This window comes from Pseudomonas sp. P65(2024) (assembly GCF_057480955.1).
In genome coordinates, this window is the sequence record NZ_JBLIYX010000003.1 from 343,130 (window position 1) to 366,426 (window position 23,297).

Below are 23,297 nucleotides of genomic sequence, written 5' to 3' on the forward strand. Positions count from 1 at the left end.
GTGGCTTTCCGGGGGCAGAGGCATACCTCGAACGTTGGAAGCTTAAAAGCACAAGACGTTCAAAATATTTCAGCCTGTGCCTTTGCTGGACGCCGAGGAGCGGCCTTTTGCCGACGGCGATCCGCTATGGCGCGCCGAGAATCTCCAGCACTTTATCGCGCAGCTGATCGATGCTGAACGGCTTGCCAATCAGGTGCATGCCCTCGGGCACAGTAAAGCTCTCGGCATAGCCGCTGGCGAACAGCACCGGCAGCAGGGGCCGGACCTCGCGCACCTTGGCGGCCAGTTCCTCGCCGCGCAGGTCGGGCAGGCCGACGTCGGTCATCAACAGGGCCAGGGGCTGGTCGGGATCCTCGATGATCTTAAGGGCCGCGCCGGCGCTGTCGGCCTCGATGGCGGTGTAGCCCAGTTCGTCGAGCACTTCGACTATCAGCATACGTACGATGTCGTCGTCTTCGACTACCAGAAGGTGCATGGTGCGGGTCCTGTTTCGATGGATTGTCTCTACTCTGTGCGCAAGGCGATGGCAGAAGTTCCCAAGCTTAACGGCATGGGCAAATAGATGGAACGATTGCTGCAGACAGGCTTCAAATACTGGCTAAATGCCCTGCCAGATCCACCAAAGCTGGTTAGACTCGCTGTATTCTCCGGCCAGTCTGGCACAGGCAGTATTTACAAGACGTAGCCGTCGGACTGTTCAATGGATTTTTTTCACTCGGGCACTTTCAGATGATTCAAGCAGCCTCGATGGACCAACGCAGCTTTCGCAAACTGCTGAGCCGCAACGTCGGCCTGCCCCTGGGCGTGGGGCTACTCGGTGCCGTGGCGTTTGTCGCGGTGATCAACTACCTGCTCTCGGCCATGCAGTGGGTCGAGCACACCGACCGGGTGATCGGCAATGCCAACGAGGCGATCAAGCTGTCGATCGACATGGAGACCGGCATGCGCGGCTTCCTGCTGACCGGCGAGGAGCGCTTTCTGGACCCTTACGAGGTGGCCAAGCCACGTATCCTGGGTAGCCTGGACACGTTGAAGGTGATGGTGGCGGACAACCCTCAGCAAGTCGACCGTATCGACCGCATCGCGGCCTTGCAGCGCGAGTGGAACACCTTCGGCAACGAAATGATCAGTCAGCGCCGCAACCAGGGCGACGTAACGTCGTCGATCGGTCGTGGGCGGGGCAAGCGCCTGACTGACGAGATCCGCAGTGAATTCGACGCCTTCATCAACTCCGAGCAGCAATTGCGCACGACGCGCAACGAGACGGTGAGCACGGTTACGGTCACGGCGATCTCGGCCTTCATATTGTTCATCGTCACGCTCAGCGCCTTGCTCGCCTACCTGGGGCGGCGCGACCTGCTGGCATTGTCGTCCAACTACGTGGCGAACCTGGAGGCCCAGCAACGCGCCGCCGAGCGCCTGGAACACCAGGCCTGGCTGCGCGCCGGACAGACCCAGCTGGCCGAGCAGGTACTGGGGCAACTGACGTTGCCCATGCTCGGCGACAATATCCTGCGCTTCTTCGCCGGCTATCTGGGCAGCGTGGTCGGCGCACTGTACGTACGCGACGAACATGGCCAGTTGGTGCGCGTCGCCACCTATGGCCTGGACGCCGAACAGCAGGGTAGCGAGCCGCGCCTGGGCGATCATGCCGGCTTGTTGGGCGAGGCGGTGGTTCAAGGGCGCATGATGCGCCTGGACGCGTTGCCCGAGGACTACTACCGTTTGAGCTCGGGCCTGGGCCAGGGCCTGCCACGCAGCGGCGTGCTGGTGCCGTCCCACGACGATGGGCGGGTCAATGGTGTATTGGAACTGGGCTTCCTGCGCGCGCTGCAGGACCGAGACGTGGAGCTGCTGGAGCGGATCACCGAGAACCTGGGTATCTCCATCGAGAGCGCGCGCTACCGCCAGCGCCTGCAAGAGGTGCTGGCCGAGACCCAGCAGCTCAACGAGGAACTGCAGGTGCAGCAGGAGGAGCTCAAGACCGCCAACGAAGAGCTCGAGGAGCAGTCGCGGGTGCTCAAGGAGTCCCAGGCGCACCTGGAAACCCAGCAGGCGGAACTGGAGCAGACCAACGAGAAATTGGCCGAGCGCACCGAGGCCCTGGACCGCAAGAACAGTGAGCTCAACCAGGCCCAGGTCGAACTGCAGGCCCGTGCCGACGACCTGCAGCGTTCGAGCAAGTACAAGTCTGAGTTCCTCGCCAACATGTCCCATGAGCTGCGCACGCCGCTCAACAGCTCGCTGATCCTGGCCAAGCTGCTGGCCGAGAACGCCGAGGGCAATCTCAGCGGGGAGCAGGTCAAGTTTGCCGAGTCGATCTATTCGGCCGGCAACGACCTGCTGAACCTGATCAACGATATCCTCGATATCGCCAAGGTCGAGGCCGGCAAGATGGAGGTGCGCGCAGAGAGCACCCCGCTGGAACGCCTGGTCGAAGGCCTGCGGGGCATGTTCCAGCCGTTGGCCCAGGACAAGGGCCTGGGCTTCGAGGTGAAGCTCGAGCAACCTTTGCCGGCGACCTTGTTCACCGATCGCCAGCGCCTGGAGCAGATTCTGAAGAACCTGCTGTCCAACGCCATCAAGTTCACCGAGCGCGGCCAGGTCAGCCTGGACATCAGCCACCAGGCCGGCCTGGGCATCGTCTTCGCGGTGCGCGATACCGGTATTGGCATCGCCGCCGACCAGCAGAAGGCGATCTTCGGCGCCTTCCACCAGGTCGACGGCACCAGCAACCGTCGTTACGGCGGCACCGGGCTGGGCCTGTCGATCTCCCGCGACCTGGCGCACCTTTTGGGCGGGCAGATCAACGTCGACAGCAGCCCGGGGCAGGGCAGCGTGTTCAGCCTGATCCTGCCCGAGCACTTCGAACCGTCGGCGCAGCAGGTCGAGGTGCACAGCCTGCGTCCGGCGGTCGATGAACTGCCGCCGGCACCGCCGGTACCGGCGCCGGTGCACACCGAGCGTCCGGCCCCGACCTTCGCCGACGACCGCGCCCAGGCGCCGTTCGACAACCGCTGCATCCTGGTGATCGAGGACGAGCCGAACTTTGCCCGCATCCTTTTCGACCTGGCCCACGAACTGGGCTATAGCTGCCTGGTCGCCCATGCCGCCGATGAAGGCTTCGAGCTGGCCGCGCAGTACCTGCCCGACGCCATCCTGCTGGACATGCGCCTGCCCGACCATTCCGGGCTCACCGTGCTGCAGCGCCTGAAGGAACAGGCCGCTACCCGGCATATCCCGGTGCATATCATCTCGGTCGAGGACCGCGTCGAGGCGGCCATGCACATGGGCGCGGTGGGCTACGCGGTCAAGCCCACCAGCCGTGAGGAGCTCAAGGCGGTGTTCGGTCGCCTGGAGGCCAAGCTCACGCAGAAGCTCAAGCACATCCTGCTGGTGGAGGACGATGACCTGCAGCGCGAGAGCATTGCCCGCCTAATCGGCGACGACGATATCCAGATCACCGCGGTGGCCATGGCCCAGGACGCCCTCGCATTGCTGCGCGAGAACATCTACGACTGCATGATCATCGACCTCAAGCTGCCTGACATGCTCGGCAACGAGCTGCTCAAGCGCATGACCGCCGAGGATATCCGCAGCTTCCCGCCGGTGATCGTCTATACCGGGCGCAACCTCACCCGCGAGGAGGAGGCCGACCTGCTCAAGTACTCGCGCTCGATCATCATCAAGGGCGCCCGTTCGCCCGAGCGCCTGCTCGATGAGGTGACGCTGTTCCTGCACAAGGTCGAGTCGCAGCTGTCCAACGAGCGCCAGCGCATGCTCAAGACCGCGCGCAGTCGCGACAAGGTGTTCGAGGGGCGCAAGATCCTGCTGGTGGACGACGACGTGCGCAACATCTTTGCCCTGACCAGCGCCCTGGAGCACAAGGGCGCCATCGTTGAGATCGGCCGTAATGGGCGCGAGGCCATCGAGTGCCTGGAGGCCAACGACGACATCGACCTGGTGCTGATGGACGTGATGATGCCGGAGATGGACGGTTACGAGGCCACCCGCCTGATCCGCCAACAGCCACGCTGGCGCAAGCTGCCGATCATCGCCGTGACCGCCAAGGCGATGAAGGACGACCAGCAGCGCTGCCTGCAGGCCGGGGCCAACGACTACCTGGCCAAACCGATCGACCTGGACCGCCTGTTCTCGCTGATCCGGGTTTGGCTGCCGCAATTGGAGCGAATCTGAAATCTTGACCAGTGAACGCAACACCGATATCGAGATCCGGCTGCTGATCGAGGCGATCTACCTCAAGTACAGCTATGATTTTCGCGATTACTCCGGCGCCTCAATCAAGCGCCGGATTCTCCACGCCGTGCGCCAGTTCGACTGCCGCACGGTGTCGGCGCTGCAGGAGCGGGTGCTGCACGACCCGGGCATGTTCCTCGAGCTGCTGCAATACCTGACGATCCCGGTCAGCGAGATGTTCCGAGACCCTGGTCATTTCCTCGCCCTGCGCAACGAAGTGGTGCCATTGCTGCGCACCTGGCCGTCGCTGAAGATCTGGATCGCCGGCTGCAGTACCGGCGAGGAAGTGTACTCAATGGCTATCCTGCTGCGTGAGGAGGGCCTGCTGGAACGCACCATCCTTTACGCCACCGACATCAATCCGCACTCGCTGGAGCGCGCCAAGCAGGGCATCTACTCGATGCAGGTCATGAGCGAGTATGAGGAGAACTACCGCAAGGCCGGTGGTCGACGGGATTTCTCCGAGTACTACACCGCCGCCTATGGCAACGCCATCATGGACTCCAGCCTGCGTGACAACGTGACCTTCGCCGACCACAGCCTGGCCACCGATAGCGTGTTCTCCGAGACCCAGCTGGTGTCGTGCCGCAACGTGCTGATCTACTTCAACAAGGGCCTGCAGGACCGTGCCCTGGGCCTGTTCCACGAGTCGCTGTGCCACCGCGGCTTCCTGGTGCTGGGGAGCAAGGAGTCGGTGGACTTCTCGGCCTACAGTGAAGGCTTCGAGCCGCTGGTGCGGCCCGAGCGGATTTACCGCAAGACATGAACGGTGTGCGCGCAATCGTCATCGGCGCCTCGGCGGGCGGCGTCACGGCGCTGTTCAGCGTGCTTGGCGCGTTGCCGGCGGATTTCGCCATTCCGGTGCTGTGCGTCTTGCACCTGCCGGACGACCGCCACAGCCAGCTCGCCGAGGTGCTGCAGCGGCGTCTGCAGCGGCCGGTGCACGAAGCCCTCGACAAGGCGCGGATCGAACCGGGCCAGATCTACGTGGCGGGACCGGGCTATCACTTGTCGGTCGAGCGCGACTTCAGTTTCTCGCTCAGCCAGGAAGCGCCAGTGCATTTTTCGCGTCCGGCGATCGATTTTCTTTTCGAGTCGGCCGCCGATGCCTATGGCACGGGCCTGCTTGGCGTGCTGTTGACCGGGGCCAACGAAGACGGCGCCCGCGGACTGTTGCACATCAGACAAAGCGGAGGCCGGACAGTTGTCCAGGACCCCCGCGACGCACAGGTCGCGTTGATGCCGGAAGCCGCACTGGCCCTGCACGACCCCGACCATATCCTTTCCCTTGGCGGTATCGGGCAGCTGCTCGCTACCCTGGAATCCAGCGCATGCTAAGCCACATTACCGCGAAACTGCTGATCGTCGACGACCTGCCGGAGAACCTGCTGGCCCTCGACGCCCTGATCCAGGGCGAGGACCGCGAGGTGCACCAGGCGCAGTCAGCCGAGCAGGCCTTGTCGCTGCTGCTCGAACACGAATTCGCCCTCGCCATTCTCGATGTGCAGATGCCGGGCATGAATGGCTTCGAGCTGGCCGAGCTGATGCGCGGCACGGAAAAGACCCGCAACATCCCCATCGTCTTCGTCAGCGCCGCCGGGCGCGAGATGAACTATGCCTTCAAGGGTTACGAGAGCGGCGCCGTGGACTTCCTGCACAAACCGCTGGAACCCCTGGCGGTGAAGAGCAAGGTATCGGTGTTCGTCGACCTGTTCCGCCAGCGCAAGGCCCTGGATCGCCAGTTGCAGGCCCTGGAGCAGAGCCGCCAGGAGCAGGAGCTGCTGCTGGCCCAGCTGCAGCTGGCGCGTGGCGAGCTTGAGCGCGCGGTGCGCATGCGTGATGACTTCATGTCGATCGTCTCCCACGAGGTGCGCACGCCGCTCAACGGCTTGATCCTGGAAACCCAGCTGCGCCGCCTGCACTTGTCCCGTGGCAACTTGGCGGCGTTCAGCGAGGACAAGCTCAAGGCCATGGTCGAGCGCGACGAGCGCCAGATCAACAGCCTGATCCGCCTGGTCGAGGACATGCTCGATGTCTCGCGGATCCGTACCGGCAAGCTGTCGATCCGCCCCCGGACCTTCGACCTCGGTCAGCTTGTACGGGGGCTGGTGGAGAACTTCGCCGCCCAGGCTGGCGCGGTGAACACCCCTCTCGAACTGCAGCGCTGTGACGCCCTGCAGGGCGAGTGGGACGAGTTTCGGATTGAACAAGTGGTGGCCAACCTGTTGTCCAATGCCTTGCGCTATGGCGATCGCAAACCGGTACAGGTGCGGGTGTTCGAAGAAGCCGACATGGCCTGTGTGCAGGTGCAGGACCATGGCATCGGCATCGATGCCCAGCACCTGCAGCGGATCTTCCAGCAGTTCGAGCGCGTCGCCGCGCAGCAGGCCACGGGCGGTCTGGGCCTGGGCCTGTACATCTCCGAGCAGATCGTCCTGGCCCATGGCGGGCGGATCCAGGTCGACAGTCAGGCCGGTGTCGGCTCGACCTTCACCGTGCATCTGCCGCTGTCGGCACAGTCGCAACAATGTGACCCCGCCCGCGCAACCTCTGCGTAGCGCTGGGGTCTGATGGCCAACCTGTTGAATTTGAAGGCGTTGTCATGAGTGAAGATGCACAAGATGTAGTACTGGTGGTCGAGGATGAGCCGGCTATCCGCATGATCCTGCGCGATTACCTGGCCGGCGAGGGCTACCACGTGCTGGTGGCCGAGGACGGGGAGGAGGCGTTCGCGATCCTGGCGAGCAAGCCGCACCTGGACCTGATGGTCACCGACTTCCGCTTGCCTGGCGGGATTTCCGGGGTCGAGATCGCCGAGCCTGCGGTGAAGCTGCGCCCGGACCTGAAGGTGATCTTCATCAGTGGCTACCCGGCGGAGATCGCCGAGTCGGGCAGCCCGATCGCGCGCCAGGCACCGATCCTGGCCAAACCGTTCGACCTTGATACCTTGCACGAGCAGATTCAGGCGTTGTTGCGCTAGGCCAGGCACTGGGCATCGGCGTTGCCGGTGTTCGCGGGCAAGTCTGCTGCAACGGGGAGCGTAGGACAGCCGCCCTCAGGCGAAAATGCATGCGTCTGGGGGAGCCGGCTTGCCGGCGAAAGGGCCGCAGAGCGGCCCCATTGCGACAAGTGGTGCCTCAACCAACCTGCGTGCGCAACAGCGCCATGGCCCGGTCGACCTGCTGCTCGTCATTGAGCAGGCTCGGCGCAAAGCGGATTACCGGCCCGACATCGCGGTCCACGGCATCGACCATGACCTTGTTGGCGTTGAGATAAGCCGCCACGGCGTCGGGGTCGCGGTCCTTGATACGGAAAAAGGTGAAGCCGGCGGAGAACTCGCGGCTGGTAGGCGTCACCAGCTCGATGGCGCGGTGCTCGGCCAGGCGCGCCTTGAGGTAGTCGTTGAGCTGGTGGATGCGCGCCTGGATATCGGCCTTGCCAAGCGCCAGGTGCAGCTTGAAGGCCTCGCCTAGCGCCCAGCGGTGCTCGAAGGCGTGATAGCCGCCCGGCGTCATGATGGTGCCGAAGTCTTCGTTGCGCGAGAAGGTGGCGAAGGTCGGCGTCAGGTGCTGCATCTGCTCCGAGGCTGCGCAGATGATTCCCGTGCCCCGCGGGCCAAACATCCACTTGTGGGTGCCGGCGATAAACCAGTCGCAGTTGAAGTCGGCAAAGCGCACGTTTTCCACGCCAAAACCATGCACGCCATCGACCACGTAGAGGATGCGCTCGGCCTCGTCGCGGTTGCGGTTGTGCTGGCGTACCAGCTCGCCGATGGCGCCCACCGGCAGCTTGACGCCGCTGCCCGAATGTACCCAGGTCATGCCCAGCACCCGAGTCTCGGGGCGGATGCTGCGGTCGATCAGGCTCAGTACGCGGTCGGTGGAAACCTCGCCGGGCTTGTCGAACAGGCGCAGCTTGCGCACCTGGGTACCGTGCTGGCGCTGGCGAAACGCCAGGCAGTTGTGGGTCGAGTAGTGCTCGTGCTCGGTGGTGAGGATCTCCTGGTGCGGCGCCACGTGCAGGCCGCCGTAGATCATGCCGAGGCCCTCGGTGGTGCTGCCGGTCAGGGCGATCTGGCGCGGGCGCACCTCCAGGTAGCGGCCTGCCCATTCACGGACCTCATCCTCGCGCTGCCATTCGTACTGGCTTTCCCAGTCCATGCACAGGGCCGGGTTGCGGTCCAGGGTGGCGCGATGACGGTTGATCGCCTCCTGCACCGGGCGTGGGTGGGCGGTGATCAGGAAGTTGGCGAAGTGCGCGACATCGGGCGCCAGGGGGAACAGTTGGCGCAGTTGGCGCCATTTGTCCGGGCCTTGCAGTGTCGGTGACGTCGGATCGGCGGCCAGGGCGCTGGGCAGCAAGGGCAGGCTGGCCGCCAGGGCGGCGGCCTGCTTGAGGAAGGCGCGCCGGTCAGTCATGGCGGGCTTCCCGGTTTTTGTCAAGCAGGGCCACCGGGTTGGCGGCTTTTTGCACCTGCCCCCACACACGCAGGAAGTTGCCCGCCCAGAGCTTGGCGATATCGGTTTCGGAGTAGCCGCGGGTCAGCAGCTCCGCGGTCACGTTGCGGATCTCGCCGACATTCATGAAGCCTGTGACGCCGCCGCCATCGTTGAAGTCGGAGCTGATGCCGACATGGTCGATGCCCATCTTCTTCACGGCGTAGTCGATGGCGTCGACGTATTCCTTGAGGCCGGCGCGGGGCTCCTCGTCGACGATGGCGTAGAGGCTGCTGGCATATTCGCCGAAGCGCGCCTCGGGCCAGATGGCGATGATCGGATCGCCCGGCATCAGCGCGTTGGTCAGGCCTTGCAGCGGTTGCAGGTCGAAGCGTGCGCGCAGGGCCTCGAGTTTTTCCAAGGTCGGCTTGCTCAGCGGCTTGAGGTAGGTGGTGAAGGCCACGACTTGCAGCACGCCGCCGCTGTCCTTGATCAGCTGCATCTCCTTGTCGGAGAGGTTGCGAGGGATGTCCACCAGCGCCCGCGGCGCCGAATGCGAGGCGACGAACGGCGCGCGGCTCAGGCGGGCCACATCTTCCAGGGCAAGGGTGGACATCTGCGAGACGTCGATGATCACGCCCAGGTCGTTGAGCCGCTTGACCGCCTGTTCGCCCAGGGGTGACAAGCCGCCGAGGGCGTCGGGGGTGTCGTTGAAGAACGGTAGCGGGCGCGACGAGTCGGCCCAGGCGTTGTTGCCGGTGTAGCTGAAGCCGAACATGCGCATGCCGCGCTTGCTCCACAGGTCGAGCTGAGACAGGTCGCTGCCTAGCGGGTAGGCGTTGAGCATGCTGATGAAGATGGCGAACTTGCCTTCGCCGTTCAGGCGGCGGAAGTCGTCGGGGGTGTAGGCGATGCCGACCTGATTGGGGAAGTCGCGCACGATTCCGCTGATGATCTTGTAGCGCACTTCCTGCTGGTTGCGGGCCTCGTCGACGAAGCCCGGGGTTGGGCGGTGCGGCGCGTTCGGGCCGTTCCACAGCTCGGGCCAGCCGAAGATGGTCAGTGCCGCGCCCGACAGCCGACCCTTGGCCGCTTTGGCCAGGTCGAACTGGCCACGACCGTCCTTGTCTGCCTCGTAGCCGTCGCTGCCGTAGCCCAGCGGCACGGTGACATGGCTGTCGAAGGAAAGCATATGTTCGTGCAGGTCGTTGGCTTGCTGCACGATCGCACGGGGATAGCCGCTGTCCTGCTTCCAGAAGTAGTAGCCGGCGGCTGCGCCCAGGGCGGCCACCAGGGCCAGGGGCAGGCCGATGTACAGGGCTTTGCGGGAACGGGTCTTGGTCATTGCCATCTCGTTGCGGGGCTGATCGGGTCGGTCTGCCGGCGGGGCAGGGCCTGGGTATCAGGTGGACGAACGAGTGGTGGGCAAATTTACTTCGAGAGGTGAGCGCCGCAGGTCAGGCCTGTTTTCACTGATTGATGATTTAAGAACGAGGAGGCCTGGCCGATAACTGTCATGTAAGAATTCACCTCAAGGAAGGTAAGAAATGGTTGGAATAACCGCAGCCAATCTCAACATCCCCAGCGTTGCTGGCGCCACGTCTTCGGGCGCATCGGCCAACTCGAACGCCTCGCCCGGCACACCCTCGGTCGACGAGCGGGGCGGCCTGGTGTTCAAGGGCGACACATTCAAGAACGAGACCAAGGCCGCAGAGATCGAAAGCAGCCTGGAAAGTAATGAAGATCCGGCCATCAAGGAGCAGCGCGAACAGATCAAGCGCCTGCAGAAGCAGCTGGCCGAAGAGCAGAAACAACTGGCCCAGTTGATGGAACAAGCCAGGCGCGACCCGTCCAAGATGGCGGCGGTCACGGCCAAGCAGGCCAGTATCGCCACCCTCACCGGACTGATCATGGCGGCTACCGCGCAACTGCTCGAAGCGCTGCGCCAAGCCGGGGGCACCAGCGCCGGCGGCTCGGTCGACACCAGCGCCTGAGGCGAGGGTCAACGCTACAGGGGCTGCCTTGCAGCCCCCTGGTCAGGTCTTCAGTCCACCGCCACGCGGGCGCGGTTCTGTCGCTCGCTTTTGTACTGCATGGCCACTGCCGGCGCCGGCTTGGCCGCGCCGGTCTCCAGCCACTGACGCATGCGGCTGGCGTCGGCGAAGTGGGTGTACTTGCCGTAGGCGTCGAGAATCACCATGGCCACCGGACGGTTGTCCATCTTCGTCAGCAGCACCAGGCAATGCCCCGCTTCGTTGGTGAAGCCGGTCTTGGTCAGGGCGATGTCCCAGTTGCTCTTGTTCACCAGATGGTCGGTGTTACGGAAGCCCAGGGTGTAGTTAGGCTTACGGAACGCCACGGTCTTCTCGCGGGTGGTCGACAGCTCGCTGAGCATCGGGTACTTGCGCGAGGCCATCAGCAGCTTGGCCAGGTCCTGGGCGGTGGACACGTTCAGGGTCGACAGGCCGGTCGGCTCGACGTAGCGGGTGTGGCTCATGCCCAGGCTGCGGGCCTTGGCGTTCATCGCCTTGATAAACGCGCCATAGCCGCCGGGGTAGTGGTTGGCCAGGGTATTGGCCGCGCGGTTTTCCGACGACATCAGGGTAATCAGCAACGTCTCGCGACGGTTCAGCTCACTGCCAAGGCGCACCCGCGAGTACACGCCCTTCATCTCCGGGTTGTTGGCGATGGTCATGCTGAGCATTTCGTCCATGGGCAGCTTGGCGTCAAGCACGACCATCGCGGTCATCAGCTTGGTGACCGAGGCGATGGGCCGCACGCGATCGGCGTGGCTGGCGTACAGCTCCTTGTTGGTGTTGAGGTCGATCAACAGGGCGCTGCCGGAGGCCAGGTGCAGCTTGCTGGGGTCGCGCTGGACCTGGGCCGGGGGTTGTGCAGCAGCGGTCGACGGTAGGGTCGCGGTTCCTGTGAGCAACAGCAGCAGGCTGAGGATGGACAGGGAAGTTTTCACGTTGAGGCTCACTAAATGTTGGTATGTCGTTGGCTGTGCAAGGGTTTTCCCCCAAAAAACCGTTGCATTCTGGAGTATGGCTCAGCGGCTGTCGAATGCCTTATATCTAAAGGGCGCAACGTGAACGAAATTTAATCCTGTACCAATTACCGCTGCCTCAAGCTTGGCCAGCTCGGACCAATCATTCGCTGAATTCAGCCACTTCGCGTAAGTGGTGAGTAGGACCTGGACAGAGTGCCCGAGCTGTCCGGCGATGAAGGCCGGGTTCATTCGCTTTTTAGAAGGCAATCGCTGAGGTAGTTGCTACCGCTCGGTGGTGGAGATCGGACTGAACTGCACACTAATCAAATGCGTCCGCTCCTCATCGTTCCTATCGGCCAAGGCAACAGATGCACCTCCACCCATTTTTTTGGCTTTGATCGAGAGCTCGACTGTTTTGTCTTCGGAGAAGGAGGTATTTTCCTTGAGCTCAATCGATGCCTCGGTGCATCCACCGTGCTCTCTCGCAAAAACGACTGCTCGCCAGGAAGGCTCAAACGCTAGCCAGAAAAATGCGTTGCGATCAACTTGCTGTGATGCATTCCAAGGGCATCCGCTAAGAGTGAATACTCTTGTGTCGGTAGTTGCAGCTGTCAGTTGGGAATTGGCTTTGTAGCCTGCTTCAGCAGATGCTATCGGACCCACGTTCAGGGAGCCGCCTGCCTCAGAGCGAGTTCCTTGGCTACCGGAGGTCATTTTGGTGATGCTGATCCGAGTCGCGCCGAGGGAGACCAGAAGCCTGATCAGCTCCGATTCGCGCTCTTCCATGACATGTGAGTCATAGCTTTCGCTTGGTATGTAGAGATTTTCCGTTTCCGTGATCGGAAAGTCGGCCAGGGGGTGGCGTCTGTACGACTTTCCCGCCATCGGATGCCCAGGTTGGAATCGATATCCAGAATCTTTGGCCTGCTTCGGCGAGAAAGTCGCACGTTCTACAAAAGCGGCAAGCAGACGTTCTTTGTCAGCTCGATCATTCTGATCTTCTCCACTTTCACCGGTTACTAAGCTAGCCAAGGAAGGGATGTTGGTGATGGCGGCCTGGACAAGGGAGGTTGGTAAAAACCAAAGAGCTTCCTCTGTGACAGCGACTGCTATAGCCCCCACCGGATTTCCAGCGGAACCACGCCCCGGCATCGTGAAGTTTTGACCGGTGGACTGATCCTCCTTCTGCTTTGGTTTGGCTAGGTACTCATCGATGATGTGAATGGTGTCAAGCACAGTAACACTCCAATTCGATTGACGAGGTTGCAGGCCAGAGGGCCGGATCGCTAGCTGGTATTGTGTTGCAATGATATCGGCAGCAAAGGCATGGCCTTGATGCCGGCCTTCATCAGCCCGTATCGCTGGCTACAAAAAATTATCCTCGCTAGCTGCCTTTATGCGCAGCTAGGCGCAAGAACATCTTCGGGCTGCGTCGAATAACTCGACTAGGAATTTGCAGGCCTCAATCTGGCCTTTTCTTCTAGGAACCACTCATGGCCGAACCAGCAAGCACGACTGCCGGCGTCCTGCTGGTGAAGTACGGCGTGATCATTGGTGGCTTCGCAGGAGCGATTCTCTCGCTTACCTTCCTCCGCGGGCTCACCCTTCGCCAGGCAGTCGCCGCCTTCTTCAATGGACTTTCCACCGCAGTATTCTGCACCCCGGGAGCTCTGGCAGAAGAAGTTGAGCGCTTGCGGCTAATTGCGCAGCCCTCATTCAAGGCTGTTTCTGATTACCAGCTCTACGCGCTTGGGCATCAGCCTCTGATTCGTCACTGAGCCGGCTCTATCAGCGTTGCTCCCTGGTTTCGCACGTTGCCCACGGCTGTTCCAACGCGGTACCACTCGAACGTCTCTGCCGGTTCACCCAGGTTCAGCACCAATTGTTCCGCGTGCTCGCTGGGCATGCCTGCTGCGATCCACTCGACCGCCAGAGCAGGCGACAGCACAACCGGTCGGCGGTCGTGCACATCGACCAGGCCGCCCTGGGCGTCTGCAGTGATCATCACGAACCCGTCGTGCTCATTGCCGGCGAACTGACCTATCGAGGCGCACAGGGCAGGGCGCCCATCTCGCCGGCGGATGTAATACGGCTGCTTCTTCTGACCGCCTTCATCCGCCCACTCATACCAGCCATCCACGGGGGTGATAGCCCGGTGTGGCCAGATCGCCCGGAAGAAGGGGCCGTGAGCCACCTTCTCGACGCGGGCGTTAATCGGCGCGGCACGGTCGGTCGCCCAATGCGGCCGCCATCCCCATTTCACCAGGTCTGCCCTCGGGCCTGCGTCATCTACCCGGAGCACGGCGACCTGCGTGGTCGGCGCGACATTGTACCGCCCCAGGTCCTGGTCCCCGACGTTGTTACGCCAGGCCTCCGGCATGCTCAGGGCCTCCACGAAGTCATGGATACCGCGGTACTGGCTCAGCCTACCGCACATTTCCCATCCCTCCCGCTCGAACTGAAAGGATAGCCCGCCAAGCGGTACTGGCCTGACCATCCGTTTGGATGCTCAAATACTGTATCAATATACAGTATTGGTGCCGTATGTACTTCCTTCTCTGCCGCCGCCGTGAGCTCGGCGTAGCCATCCCCAACGAAAAGCTCGCGAAGGTCACATCGGGCTGCTCACGGATGAATCTGCAGAGGAGTGGGAGAGGGACGAGCCAGGACGGATCGGGGTCGGTAGATCGCCGCATGGCTCAGCGGCTGTCGAATGCCTTATATCTAAAGGGCGCAGCGTGAAGTAAATTTAATCCGGCGCGTTTTGCGCCTCCTTCCTACGTGGTCAACCGGACGACCTGTCATGACGCTCACGATCGATTTCACCGACCAGGCCACCAGCCTGCATTACGATGCGATTCTCAAGCCTTTGCGCGCTTTCAACGACACTGTGATCGGCTCCCCCGAAGCGGCTACCGTCGCCTGGACGCTGCGCGATCCCGCCAGCGATGAAATCGTCGGCGGGCTGTATGCCAGGCTTGGCGGGCGCTGGTTATTCGTCGAGCTGCTGGTGGTGCCCGAGCGGATGCGCGGGCAGGGCACCGGGCGCGAGCTGATGGCCCAGGCCGAGGCGCTGGCGAGGGAGAAGGGCTGCTGCGGAATCTGGCTGGATACCTTCAGCTTCCAGGCGCCGGACTTCTATCGCAAGCTGGGGTTCGAGGTGTTTGGCGAGCTGGCCGACTTTCCGCCTGGGCATACCCGCCATTTCCTGCGCAAGCGGCTGGCTTAGCAACTTTAGACGCAGGCCTGCCCTGGCGTTGCGAGCTGAGGGGGGGCTCAGCCAACCCGCAACCAGATCGCCGAGGCATCGTCGCTCATCTTGAACCGCGGGTAGCGCAGGCACGCGGCATCGTCCTGCTCGATACCGCGCAGTGTCCGTGCCAGGTCATCCAGGCCGTGGCTTTGCAGGCGCTTGAAGAAACCTGCCGGCTCATAGGCCCGATAGGTGTCGAACAACGCCGCGAAGCCATCGCTCATCAGCAGGACATCATCCCCCACGGCCACCGGCGCATGGCTATAGAGGGTGCCCTCGCGGGACAGGTCGGCATCGACGCCGAGCACGGCCCGGGGGCGCTCGCGGGAGGCGCGGCGATCGGCCAGCACGGCCGGGGTACGTACGCCATGGGCACCGGTACCAGGACCGAGGGCGGCGGCCTCGGCTTGCTCGGCCTCGCGGTCCGGCTCTGGGGTGAGGAAGCGGATACCTTGCGCGCCGCGATGCAGCACCACGCAGTCGGCCAAGTGCGCGCAGACCAGTTCCTCGCCCTCGATGGCCACCGCGGCAAAGGCGGCGCGCGGCAGTTCCCAGGTGGCCACGGGCTCGCGTCGGCGATCCTGCCGGTAGGCCTGGGCGATTGTGTCGAAGACCGTCTCGCAGACCTCGCGCAGTGGCCCCGAGGCATTGGCGAAGGCGCGCTGGGCCGTGGCCGAGAGCCAGGCGGCGCCGCCGCGCTCACCCAGCAGGCCGGGGGCGCCGAGGTCGGTGGCGCCGTCGATGACCCAGGCGTGGCGGTCGGCACTGCCGATACGATCGTCATTGGGCACATCGTGCTTGCCGGCCAGGCTCAGGGACTGGATCAGGTCGAAATGCATGTCGGGCTCCGGTTCGGTGGGATTCACCGACCTTGACCGTTGCGGCGCCCGGCGTCAAATGTCACGGCTTGGGTGCGCGGTCCCAGCAGTCACTGTCCAGGGCGCAGACACCGAATTGCCGATCCATCAGCGCCATGCGCCGCAGGTGGGCGTCGATGATGTCGCGGTTCACTTCGCTGTCGATGATGTAGCGGCTGTAGCGGTCGATCAGGCGGACCTTCCAGGCCTCGCGGGTGGCCGCATCCAGGGCGTCGGGCGCATTTGCCAGGCGTTGCAGGGTCAGGTCGTCGGCGCGCTTGAGCTGATCGGTGAAGGTGGTGATGTAGTGGGCACGCTGCGCTTCCTTGTGGCGCGCGGCGTCGGCATCGAAGGCGTCGAGGTTGTGTTGCCATTGCGCCCAGTAGGCGTCCGGCAACTGAAGATCGCGCTGCTGGCGCAGCTTGGCGACGACTTGCGCGTTGCTCTGACGCGGTGGTGGCTGGCGGTTCTGGCTGGCCAGCGGGTCCAGGGCGAGGGCCTGGGCGATCCAGGCATTGCGCGCCTCGCTGTCCGGCAGGATCGGGCCCAGCGGCGGGGCGTCTTCGCTGGTCGAGCGGGGCAGGCCCTTGCAGCCGGTGAGCGAAAGGAGCACTGACAGCACCAGCAGCGCAGGGAGGTTGTGACGCGGCATAAGTCTTCCTTGAGTAACTGCACAAGCGTGCATCCGGATGGATGCATGAGGGCTATCGGCGCTCGCGCGGCTGACTTGAACGCTCAGCCGAGTGTCTTGGCCATTTCCGCGGTCGGCGCCCAACCCAGGCCGGCATATACCGGTTGCCCAGCCTCGGTGGCGTGCAGCACCGCGAAGGCCAGGCCGCGCCGGGTGAACTCCGACTCGGCCAGACGCATCAGTTTCGAAGCCAGGCCCTGGCGGCGATGGGACGGCTCGACATAGACATTGAGCACATAGCCGCGCTGGTCCTGGCAGGGGTGGGCCGGATGCGGCGGCCAGTCGATCGCCATCAGGCCGATTGCCGCCACCGGCAGCGCGTCGTCCAGCAGCACGAAGCCGTAGTAGCGACCGTCCGCCAGTCTTGGCCGCAGCCAGGGGCCGAAGTGCTCGGTCATGCTTATGAGCCGCTGCGGGTCGCCGCCGGCTTCAAGGAACATGGCCTCGCGGTGGGCGCAGACCATGGCGTGGTCGCCCGGCAGCAGGCGGCGCAGGGTCAGGCCGGGAAAGTCGATCGCAGCTGGCAGGTCGTTCATGACGGGTCTCGTTGATCCAAGGCCTTGATCCTAGGGCCGCGCGGCGTCGGCGGTTAGATACAGATGGCCCGCAAACGCGGCATACAGCCCCTTGTCGCTCCCCAGGATTACGGCGATGATCCGCGGCAACCCGTTTGCCGACGAGGAGGCTTCGCATGCCCATTGCCCCGCTTTTGCGCTGCACCGACCTTGACGCCACCCGCCGTCATTACCGCGATGTGCTGCAGTTCACGGTCACCGACACCACGCAGTCGACCCTGACCGTGCAGTTGCGCGATTGCAGCCTGCTGTTCACCGAACAGGACCTGTGGCGCCTGCCGCCGGGGTGCGCCGGAACCTTCTACCTGGTGGTCGAGGACGTTGACGGCTATTACGCGCAAGTCCGCGAACTGGCGGATATCGCCTGGCCGTTGCACGACACGGAGTATGGTTCGCGGGAATTCGGCGTGCGTGATTGCAACGGCTATTACCTGGCCTTCAGCCAGCGGCATGGCGACGCCGTGCAAGCCGCACGGGTCGCCTCGTGATCCTGCGCGGCCCTGCGCTCCTGGCGATGTTGCTGCTTGCCGGCCCGGCCGTGGCCATGGACGGCAAGGGCAACTCGACCGATCACTTCACCGTCGGCTCGAGCCTCGCCACCGCCGCGGTGAGCGGCTCCACCAGCCATCCGGCGCGTACTTACCAGGCCGCCCGCGACGATGCGTTGCTGTTCATCGCCAGCGACGGGCGCCTGCGCGGCGCGCGACTGGAGCAGGCACTGGGCGAATACCGCCAACAGCACCCGAACAGTTCGCTGAACGACCGTGACCTGGCCCAGGCAATCGCCTGCCGCTGATCGCGCGTTTGCGGGCATGCCAGGACAGGGGGCTAGACTCGTGGTCAACGAGCTGGTTCCCAGGAGTCTGACATGACCGCCAAGAACACCATTTGCCTGTGGTATGACCACGATGCCGAGGACGCGGCGAACTTCTATGCCAGCATATTCCCCGACAGCCGGGTGACCGCCGTGCACACGGCGCCCGCCGACTATCCCTCGGGCAAGGCAGGCGATGTGATCACGGTGGAGTTCACCGTGATGGGCATCCCCTGCATCGGCCTCAATGGCGGCAAGGCGTTCAGCCACAGCGAGGCGTTCTCGTTCCAGGTGGCGACCGACAGCCAGGAGGAGACCGACCGCTACTGGGATGCCATCGTTGGCAACGGTGGCAGCGAGAGCGTGTGTGGCTGGTGCAAGGACAGGTGGGGCCTGTCCTGGCAGATCAGTCCGCGGGTACTGACCCAGGCGGTCGCCAGCCCCGATCGTGCCGTGGCGAAGCGGGCGTTCGAGGCGATGCTGCAGATGGGCAGGATCGACATCGCCTCCATCGAGAAGGCCATCAAGGGCTGAAGGCGAGAGGCCTCAATGCACGGTCTTGCGTTCCCTGACGCACACCCGTGCCTGCTCCGTCAGCGTGTCCAGTCGCTCGTCGCGCAGGCGCTCGGCGTCCATCATCGCAGCCTCGCCCTGTTGCTTGAGCAGGTAGGCATGGATCTGCCGGACCTCCACGGTCTGGTAGATCGGTGCGATATCCAGCCGCCCGATCAACGCACCGCTGGCTTGGCCGGTGCTGCTCATCAGTACCTGCGGTCCGGTGCTGGCGACCACCTGCAGGCCCATGTTCTCGAACCACGGCACCTGCTGGGCGAAGGTGCTCAGCTCGACGCAGGCATAGCGTTCACGGGCTGCATTTAGCAGGCCACGGGCAATGCCCTGGCGGCGGTGGTCGGGAGACACTGCAAGGTAGGCCAGGGCACAGGCCTGCGGGTTGTCCTGGGCTGGCAGCACCAGGGCGAAGCCGAGCAACTGGTCCGGCGCCTCGGCATCCAGGGCCAGGGTCAACTCGACGGCCAGGCCGCGGGTGCCGTCGAGCGCCATCAGGTACTGGTGCACCTCCAGGCCGACGCCGTACTGGTACAGCGGGTAGAGCGGATTGTCCGGGCTGATGGCGACGCTGCTGAGCTGGCCGACATGGTCGATCACCAGCTGGCGAATCTGGTTCTGGAAGGATTCGGGCGGCACGCCGTCGAGGCGGCGGAGGATGAACATCGCGGGTCGGGCTCCGGCAGGATTGAAACACACGCCCCGGAACGAGGCGGGTGATCATTCTACCCGGTGAGGCTAGCGCAGCCCAGCCAGCATCAGGTCGAGGTTCTGCACGGCGGCGCCCGAGGCGCCCTTGCCCAGGTTGTCGAACACTGCGGTGAGCAGCACCTGGCCGTGCTCGGGGTTGGCGTACAGGGCCAGGCGCAGGTCGTTGCTGTCGTTCAGCGCCTGCGGATCCAGCGCCGCCGCCGGGCCGTGCTGGTGCAGGGGCATCACTTGCACATGGCGGGCGCCCTGATAGTGCCGCTCGAGGCAGGCCTGCAACTGATCGGCGTCGACCCCGGGCAACAGGCGCAGTTGCAGCGGGATGCTCAGCACAATGCCCTGGCGGTAGTCGCCGTAACCGGGCACGAATACCGGGCGCGCGCTGAGCCCGGCGTGCTGCTGGATCTCCGGCACATGCTTGTGCGCCAGTTCCAGGCCATACAGCTGGAGGGTCGGCAGGTAGGCGTCGCTGCGCTGCTCATGGCGCTCGACGGCGGCCCGGCCACCCCCGGAGTAGCCGGAGATGGCGTGGATGCTGAGCGGGTAGTCGGCCGGCACCAGGCCGGCCTTGACCAGCGGATGCAGCAGGGCGATGGCGCCGGTGGGGTAGCAGCCGGGGTTGCTCACCCGGGTGGCCCGGGCGATGTGCTCGGCCTGTTGTTCGTTCAGTTCCGGCAGGCCGTAGACCCAGTCGGGCGCGGTGCGGTGCGCGGAGCTGGCGTCGATCACACGTACCGCCGGATTGTGCAGGGTGGCCACGGCCTCGCGGGCGGCGTCGTCGGGTAGGCAGAGCACGGCGATATCGGCGCTGTTGATCGCCTCGCTGCGCCGTGCCGGGTCCTTGCGCTCGGCCTCGGGCAGGGTGAGCAGGCGCAGGTCCTGGCGGCCTTGCAGGCGGGCGTGGATCTGCAGGCCGGTGGTGCCTTGGTCGCCGTCGATGAATACGAGGGGGTGGTGCATGTCGGTGGTCCGCTGATGGGGAAGGATTGCCGTATCCTCGTCGTTCGCTGGGCGAAATAAAATTTGAATATAATGATCGCCGTATTCAGGAATTCTGAACTTGAGCGCATTGTCCCATGGGAGATCGCCCAGCCCTGTGGGAGCGGCCTTGCGTCGCGAAAGGCTGCTCCCACAGGGTCCAGCTAAACCCGTGAGTTACCGAGATCCCATGCGAGAAATCAGCCTCGACCGCTTGCGCACCCTGGTGGTGATCGCCGAACGTGCCTCTTTCGCCGATGCCGCCCGCCAGCTCAACCTGGCGCCCCCCACCATCAGCCTGCACGTGGCCGAGCTGGAGGCGCGCATCGGCGCGCCCTTGCTCACCCGCACCCGCGGCCAGGTGCGGCCCACCGCAATCGGCGAGACCTTGCTGACCCGCGCCCGGCGTCTGCTGGTCGACGCCGACCAGGCCCTGGACGAGGTGCGCCGCCAGGTCGAGGGCCTGACCGGCCGGGTGCGGCTGGGCGCCTCGACCGGCGCCATCGCCCACCTGTTGCCCCAGGCCCTGGAAACGCTGCGGGTTGATCATCCGGGGATCGACGTGCAGGTCCAGGTGCTCACTTCGCAGGCATCCCTGGCGCGGTTGCGTGAAGGCACCCTGGACATCGGCCTGGTGGCGCTGCCGCAGGTGGCGGGCAAGGGCTTGCGGATCACCCCGTGGCGGCGCGACCCGATCATGGCCTACATCCCTGCCGACTGGCAGCCACCGGCACGGGTGACGCCGGCCTGGCTCGCCGGACGGGCGCTGATCCTCAACGACAGCACCACGCAACTGTCGCGGGTGACCTCGGAGTGGTTCGCGGCAGCAGGGCTGTACCCTGAACCGCGGATCGAGCTGAACTACAACGATGCGATCAAGCGCCTGGTGGCCGCCGGCTACGGCGCCACCTTGCTGCCGCAGGAAGGCGAGGTTCATCCGCCATCGCCGCGTATCACCCGGCGGCCGTTGCGGCCGGGGTTGTGGCGTCAGTTGGGGATCGCCTGTCGCGAGGGGGCGCTGGAACGGGCGACGGGGCATGTGCTGGAAGCGTTGGGAAGGTTGCGGCAATAGACGGGGCTGAGCCTGTGGGAGCGATGCTGGCCCACTCCCACGGCGTCTGTCATTGGTTGCGTTCGCGTGCGCGCAAGGCTGTCACCGTCTCGCCGCCGACACCCCAGTTGTCAGTGGCTACTTCCTCGATCACCACGAAGGTGCTTGCTGGCGGTTTGTTCAGTACCTGCTCCAGCAGGCGGGTGGTGCCTTCGATCAACTGACGCTTGTGTTCTGCCGTGACCCCTTCATCGGTCACGCGGATATGGACATAAGGCATGTGCGTCGCTCCAGGTTCAGTGCCAGGTGCCGGCGGTGCTGCCACCGTCGACGGGCAGGATGACACCGCTGACGAAACGGGCGTCGGTCAGGTACAGCACGGCGTCCACCACATCCTCGGGCGTGCCGGTGCGCCCGCTTGGCGACAGCGCGCCGAGCCCTTCGGTGTGGCCGCCGTGCAGCGGGGTGTCGATGATGCCAGGGGCCACCGCGTTGACCTGCACGCCGCTTGCTGCCAGCTCCAGGGCCAGGCCCTTGACCGCCTGGTTGAGCCCGCCCTTGACCAGCACCGGTAGAAGTGCCGGGACGCGGGTGTCCGGCTGCAGGGCCACCGAGGCGGTGATGGCGACGATATGCCCGTGCCCTTGGGCCTTCATGACCCGGGCTGCGGCCTGGGCGGGGTAGAAAAAGCCCTTGAGGTTGGTGCCGACCAGCGCGTCGACATCGGCCTCGGTGTAGTCGGTCACCGGCTTGGGAATGAAGATGCCGGCGTTGTTGACCAAGATGTCGACCCGGCCGAAGGCCTCCAGGGCGGTGGCGAACAGCCGTTCGGCGGTGGCTTTCTCGGCGATGTCGCCAGCCACGCCGATGAAGCCGGCCGGGTTGCCCAGGCGGGCGGCGGCCTCGTCGAGGCGGGCCTGGGTGCGGGCATTGCCGACCACGTTGTCGCCACGCTCGAGGTAGGTCTGGGCCAGGGCGAAGCCCAGGCCGCTGGAGGCGCCGGTGATGATGACGGTTCTTGCGTTGCTCATGGGAGGATCTCCGATCGTGCGAGGTGTTGCTCGGGTATGGAGTCACTGTAAGTTGCAACGACAGCTTGAAAAATGAGGCGTATGGCATTTCAATCAATACATCATGTAATTAATCGAGCCCGCCATGACCCGCCATTTCGATGACCTGCAACTGGGCAGCCTGGAGCTGTTCTGTCTCGCCGCCGATGCTGGCAGCTTTACCGAGGCGGCCACCCTGGCGGGCGTCACGCCAGCGGCGGTGAGCCGCTCGGTGGCGCGCCTGGAGGAACGTCTGGGCGTACGCCTGTTCGTGCGCACCACCCGGCAGATGCGCCTGAGCGAGGCCGGCCAGGCCTATTACCAGCATTGTCGCCAGGCGCTGGGCCAACTGGTCGAGGCCGAGCGCCAGGTCACCGGTGGCCAGCTCGAGCCCGCTGGCCGCTTGCGCATCAGCGCGCCGACGCCCTATGCCCATCACCGCCTGTTGCCGCTGCTGCCACGTTTTCGCCAGCGTTATCCCGGGGTGCAGGTGGATGTGCATGTCAGCAACCGCAACGTCGATTTCGCCGACGAACACTTCGACCTGGCGATTCGCGGCCGGGCGCCGGCCGATTCGCGCCTGGTGGCCCGGCGCCTGGAGGACGCCGAGCTGGTGGTGGTTGCCACACCCGGCTACCTGGCCCGTGCCGGTACGCCACGGACCCTGGAGGACCTGGCTGGGCACGAGTGCATCCAGTTCGAGTTGCCCAGCAGCGGCAGGCGGCCGACCTGGAGCTTTCGCCGTGACGGACAGCTGGTCGAGTTGCAGACCCAGGGTGCGTTCACCTGTCTGGGTGATTTCCTCGCCACCACGACCCTGGCGCGCCACGGTGGCGGCCTGATGCAGGCCTACCGTTTCACCGTGCAGGATGCGCTGGACAGTGGTGAGCTGGTCGAGGTGCTGGCCGGGCATGGCGGGACGTCGCGGCCTTTCATGCTGGTGTATCCGCAGGTCTGGCACATGCCGTTGAAGGTGCGGGTGTTCATCGACTTCCTGGTCGGCGAAGTTGCACTACCGTTGGGCTGAAGCCCCGGCGGGCGCGCGCTGGCGAACTATGCTCTGTGCTGC

General features: G+C 64.5%; 26 protein-coding genes and 1 pseudogene. 13 read left to right on the forward strand and 14 right to left on the reverse strand.

What is annotated here, in order from left to right:
* Nucleotides 1-124 precede the first annotated feature (124 nt).
* Entirely contained in the window at nt 125-475 is a 351-nt protein-coding gene (locus AC25MA_RS06975; RefSeq protein ID WP_028689401.1) for a response regulator, read from the reverse strand.
* Nucleotides 476-729: 254 nt separating this feature from the next.
* Here AC25MA_RS06975 and AC25MA_RS06980 point away from each other — a divergent pair, with 254 nt between their 5' ends.
* From AC25MA_RS06980 to AC25MA_RS07000, 5 genes are read left to right on the forward strand one after another with little or no spacing between them, the layout of a single operon-like run.
* Nucleotides 730-4,197, forward strand: coding sequence for a response regulator (locus AC25MA_RS06980; RefSeq protein ID WP_069017735.1), 3,468 nt, complete (start codon nt 730-732; stop codon nt 4,195-4,197).
* Nucleotides 4,198-4,201: 4 nt separating this feature from the next.
* Complete coding sequence (locus tag AC25MA_RS06985; RefSeq protein ID WP_028689403.1) at nt 4,202-5,023, forward strand: CheR family methyltransferase; 822 nt, start codon at nt 4,202-4,204, stop codon at nt 5,021-5,023.
* The gene (locus AC25MA_RS06990; RefSeq protein ID WP_028689404.1) at nt 5,020-5,595 is read left to right on the forward strand and encodes a chemotaxis protein CheB; all 576 of its coding nucleotides are present in this window, start codon (nt 5,020-5,022) and stop codon (nt 5,593-5,595) included. The genes AC25MA_RS06985 and AC25MA_RS06990 overlap by 4 nt, the downstream gene beginning before the upstream one ends.
* Entirely contained in the window at nt 5,589-6,815 is a 1,227-nt protein-coding gene (locus AC25MA_RS06995; RefSeq protein ID WP_463402055.1) for a hybrid sensor histidine kinase/response regulator, read from the forward strand. The genes AC25MA_RS06990 and AC25MA_RS06995 overlap by 7 nt, the downstream gene beginning before the upstream one ends.
* Nucleotides 6,816-6,859: 44 nt before the next feature.
* Nucleotides 6,860-7,237 (forward strand): response regulator, encoded by a 378-nt coding sequence (locus AC25MA_RS07000; protein WP_028689406.1) that lies wholly within the window; start codon nt 6,860-6,862, stop codon nt 7,235-7,237.
* A gap of 157 nt (nt 7,238-7,394) precedes the next feature.
* On the opposite strand, the gene pvdN is transcribed toward AC25MA_RS07000, so the two are convergent.
* Both pvdN and pvdM read right to left on the reverse strand, forming a co-directional pair.
* Entirely contained in the window at nt 7,395-8,675 is a 1,281-nt protein-coding gene (pvdN, locus tag AC25MA_RS07005) for a pyoverdine-tailoring periplasmic protein PvdN (protein WP_028689407.1), read from the reverse strand.
* Nucleotides 8,668-10,038 carry a pyoverdine-tailoring dipeptidase-like protein PvdM gene (pvdM, locus tag AC25MA_RS07010; protein ID WP_036985841.1) on the reverse strand — a complete coding sequence of 457 codons (1,371 nt, stop codon included), beginning with the start codon at nt 10,036-10,038 and terminating at the stop codon, nt 8,668-8,670. Before pvdM ends, pvdN begins: the two co-directional genes overlap by 8 nt.
* A gap of 202 nt (nt 10,039-10,240) precedes the next feature.
* Here pvdM and AC25MA_RS07015 point away from each other — a divergent pair, with 202 nt between their 5' ends.
* Complete coding sequence (locus AC25MA_RS07015) at nt 10,241-10,687, forward strand: hypothetical protein (protein ID WP_028689408.1); 447 nt, start codon at nt 10,241-10,243, stop codon at nt 10,685-10,687.
* A 50-nt stretch (nt 10,688-10,737) separates the two neighbouring features.
* On the opposite strand, the gene pbpG is transcribed toward AC25MA_RS07015, so the two are convergent.
* From pbpG to AC25MA_RS07030, 3 genes and pseudogenes are all read right to left on the reverse strand, one after another.
* Entirely contained in the window at nt 10,738-11,664 is a 927-nt protein-coding gene (gene pbpG / locus AC25MA_RS07020) for a D-alanyl-D-alanine endopeptidase (protein ID WP_028689409.1), read from the reverse strand.
* Between the two features lie 81 nt (nt 11,665-11,745).
* Nucleotides 11,746-11,934 (reverse strand): annotated as a pseudogene (locus AC25MA_RS07025) (hypothetical protein); the annotation flags it as partial.
* A gap of 33 nt (nt 11,935-11,967) precedes the next feature.
* Nucleotides 11,968-12,921: a hypothetical protein gene (locus AC25MA_RS07030; protein WP_028689410.1), complete on the reverse strand. Its 954-nt coding sequence runs from the start codon at nt 12,919-12,921 to the stop codon at nt 11,968-11,970.
* A 257-nt stretch (nt 12,922-13,178) separates the two neighbouring features.
* On the opposite strand from AC25MA_RS07030, the gene AC25MA_RS07035 reads away from it, so the two are divergent.
* Nucleotides 13,179-13,463: a hypothetical protein gene (locus AC25MA_RS07035; RefSeq protein WP_486971903.1), complete on the forward strand. Its 285-nt coding sequence runs from the start codon at nt 13,179-13,181 to the stop codon at nt 13,461-13,463.
* On the opposite strand, the gene AC25MA_RS07040 is transcribed toward AC25MA_RS07035, so the two are convergent.
* Complete coding sequence (locus tag AC25MA_RS07040; RefSeq protein ID WP_028689411.1) at nt 13,457-14,122, reverse strand: SOS response-associated peptidase; 666 nt, start codon at nt 14,120-14,122, stop codon at nt 13,457-13,459. The two genes, AC25MA_RS07035 and AC25MA_RS07040, sit on opposite strands and share 7 nt — an antisense overlap.
* Nucleotides 14,123-14,488: 366 nt before the next feature.
* Between AC25MA_RS07040 and AC25MA_RS07045 the strand changes: the two genes are divergently transcribed.
* A complete protein-coding gene (locus AC25MA_RS07045) occupies nt 14,489-14,914 on the forward strand; it encodes a GNAT family N-acetyltransferase (protein WP_486971904.1) in 426 nt (141 codons plus the stop codon).
* Between the two features lie 47 nt (nt 14,915-14,961).
* On the opposite strand, the gene AC25MA_RS07050 is transcribed toward AC25MA_RS07045, so the two are convergent.
* From AC25MA_RS07050 to AC25MA_RS07060, 3 genes are all read right to left on the reverse strand, one after another.
* The gene (locus tag AC25MA_RS07050; protein ID WP_028689413.1) at nt 14,962-15,777 is read right to left on the reverse strand and encodes a protein phosphatase 2C domain-containing protein; all 816 of its coding nucleotides are present in this window, start codon (nt 15,775-15,777) and stop codon (nt 14,962-14,964) included.
* A gap of 61 nt (nt 15,778-15,838) precedes the next feature.
* The gene (locus tag AC25MA_RS07055) at nt 15,839-16,447 is read right to left on the reverse strand and encodes a hypothetical protein (RefSeq protein ID WP_028689414.1); all 609 of its coding nucleotides are present in this window, start codon (nt 16,445-16,447) and stop codon (nt 15,839-15,841) included.
* Between the two features lie 83 nt (nt 16,448-16,530).
* Nucleotides 16,531-17,022 (reverse strand): GNAT family N-acetyltransferase, encoded by a 492-nt coding sequence (locus AC25MA_RS07060; protein WP_028689415.1) that lies wholly within the window; start codon nt 17,020-17,022, stop codon nt 16,531-16,533.
* A gap of 155 nt (nt 17,023-17,177) precedes the next feature.
* On the opposite strand from AC25MA_RS07060, the gene AC25MA_RS07065 reads away from it, so the two are divergent.
* The 3 genes from AC25MA_RS07065 to AC25MA_RS07075 all read left to right on the forward strand — a co-directional run bounded on the left by AC25MA_RS07065 (nt 17,178) and on the right by AC25MA_RS07075 (nt 18,409).
* Entirely contained in the window at nt 17,178-17,549 is a 372-nt protein-coding gene (locus AC25MA_RS07065; RefSeq protein WP_051555631.1) for a VOC family protein, read from the forward strand.
* Nucleotides 17,546-17,857 (forward strand): DUF2388 domain-containing protein, encoded by a 312-nt coding sequence (locus AC25MA_RS07070; RefSeq protein WP_028689416.1) that lies wholly within the window; start codon nt 17,546-17,548, stop codon nt 17,855-17,857. Before AC25MA_RS07065 ends, AC25MA_RS07070 begins: the two co-directional genes overlap by 4 nt.
* 72 nt (nt 17,858-17,929) lie before the next feature.
* Nucleotides 17,930-18,409, forward strand: coding sequence for a VOC family protein (locus AC25MA_RS07075; protein WP_028689417.1), 480 nt, complete (start codon nt 17,930-17,932; stop codon nt 18,407-18,409).
* A gap of 12 nt (nt 18,410-18,421) precedes the next feature.
* Here AC25MA_RS07075 and AC25MA_RS07080 read toward each other — a convergent pair whose 3' ends face one another.
* Together AC25MA_RS07080 and argC are read right to left on the reverse strand one after the other, a co-directional pair.
* A complete protein-coding gene (locus AC25MA_RS07080; RefSeq protein WP_028689418.1) occupies nt 18,422-19,108 on the reverse strand; it encodes a GNAT family N-acetyltransferase in 687 nt (228 codons plus the stop codon).
* 72 nt (nt 19,109-19,180) lie between these two features.
* Entirely contained in the window at nt 19,181-20,110 is a 930-nt protein-coding gene (argC, locus tag AC25MA_RS07085) for an N-acetyl-gamma-glutamyl-phosphate reductase (RefSeq protein WP_069017721.1), read from the reverse strand.
* Between the two features lie 208 nt (nt 20,111-20,318).
* Between argC and AC25MA_RS07090 the strand changes: the two genes are divergently transcribed.
* Nucleotides 20,319-21,200 carry a LysR family transcriptional regulator gene (locus AC25MA_RS07090; protein WP_062364264.1) on the forward strand — a complete coding sequence of 294 codons (882 nt, stop codon included), beginning with the start codon at nt 20,319-20,321 and terminating at the stop codon, nt 21,198-21,200.
* Nucleotides 21,201-21,249: 49 nt separating this feature from the next.
* Here the strand turns inward: AC25MA_RS07090 and AC25MA_RS07095 are convergent, their stop codons facing one another.
* On the reverse strand, nt 21,250-21,459 hold the full coding sequence (locus AC25MA_RS07095; protein ID WP_028689421.1) for a tautomerase family protein: 210 nt from the start codon (nt 21,457-21,459) through the stop codon (nt 21,250-21,252).
* Nucleotides 21,460-21,475: 16 nt separating this feature from the next.
* Nucleotides 21,476-22,210 (reverse strand): SDR family NAD(P)-dependent oxidoreductase, encoded by a 735-nt coding sequence (locus AC25MA_RS07100; protein WP_069017716.1) that lies wholly within the window; start codon nt 22,208-22,210, stop codon nt 21,476-21,478.
* Nucleotides 22,211-22,334: 124 nt separating this feature from the next.
* Here AC25MA_RS07100 and AC25MA_RS07105 point away from each other — a divergent pair, with 124 nt between their 5' ends.
* The gene (locus AC25MA_RS07105; protein WP_088852084.1) at nt 22,335-23,255 is read left to right on the forward strand and encodes a LysR family transcriptional regulator; all 921 of its coding nucleotides are present in this window, start codon (nt 22,335-22,337) and stop codon (nt 23,253-23,255) included.
* Nucleotides 23,256-23,297 lie beyond the last annotated feature (42 nt).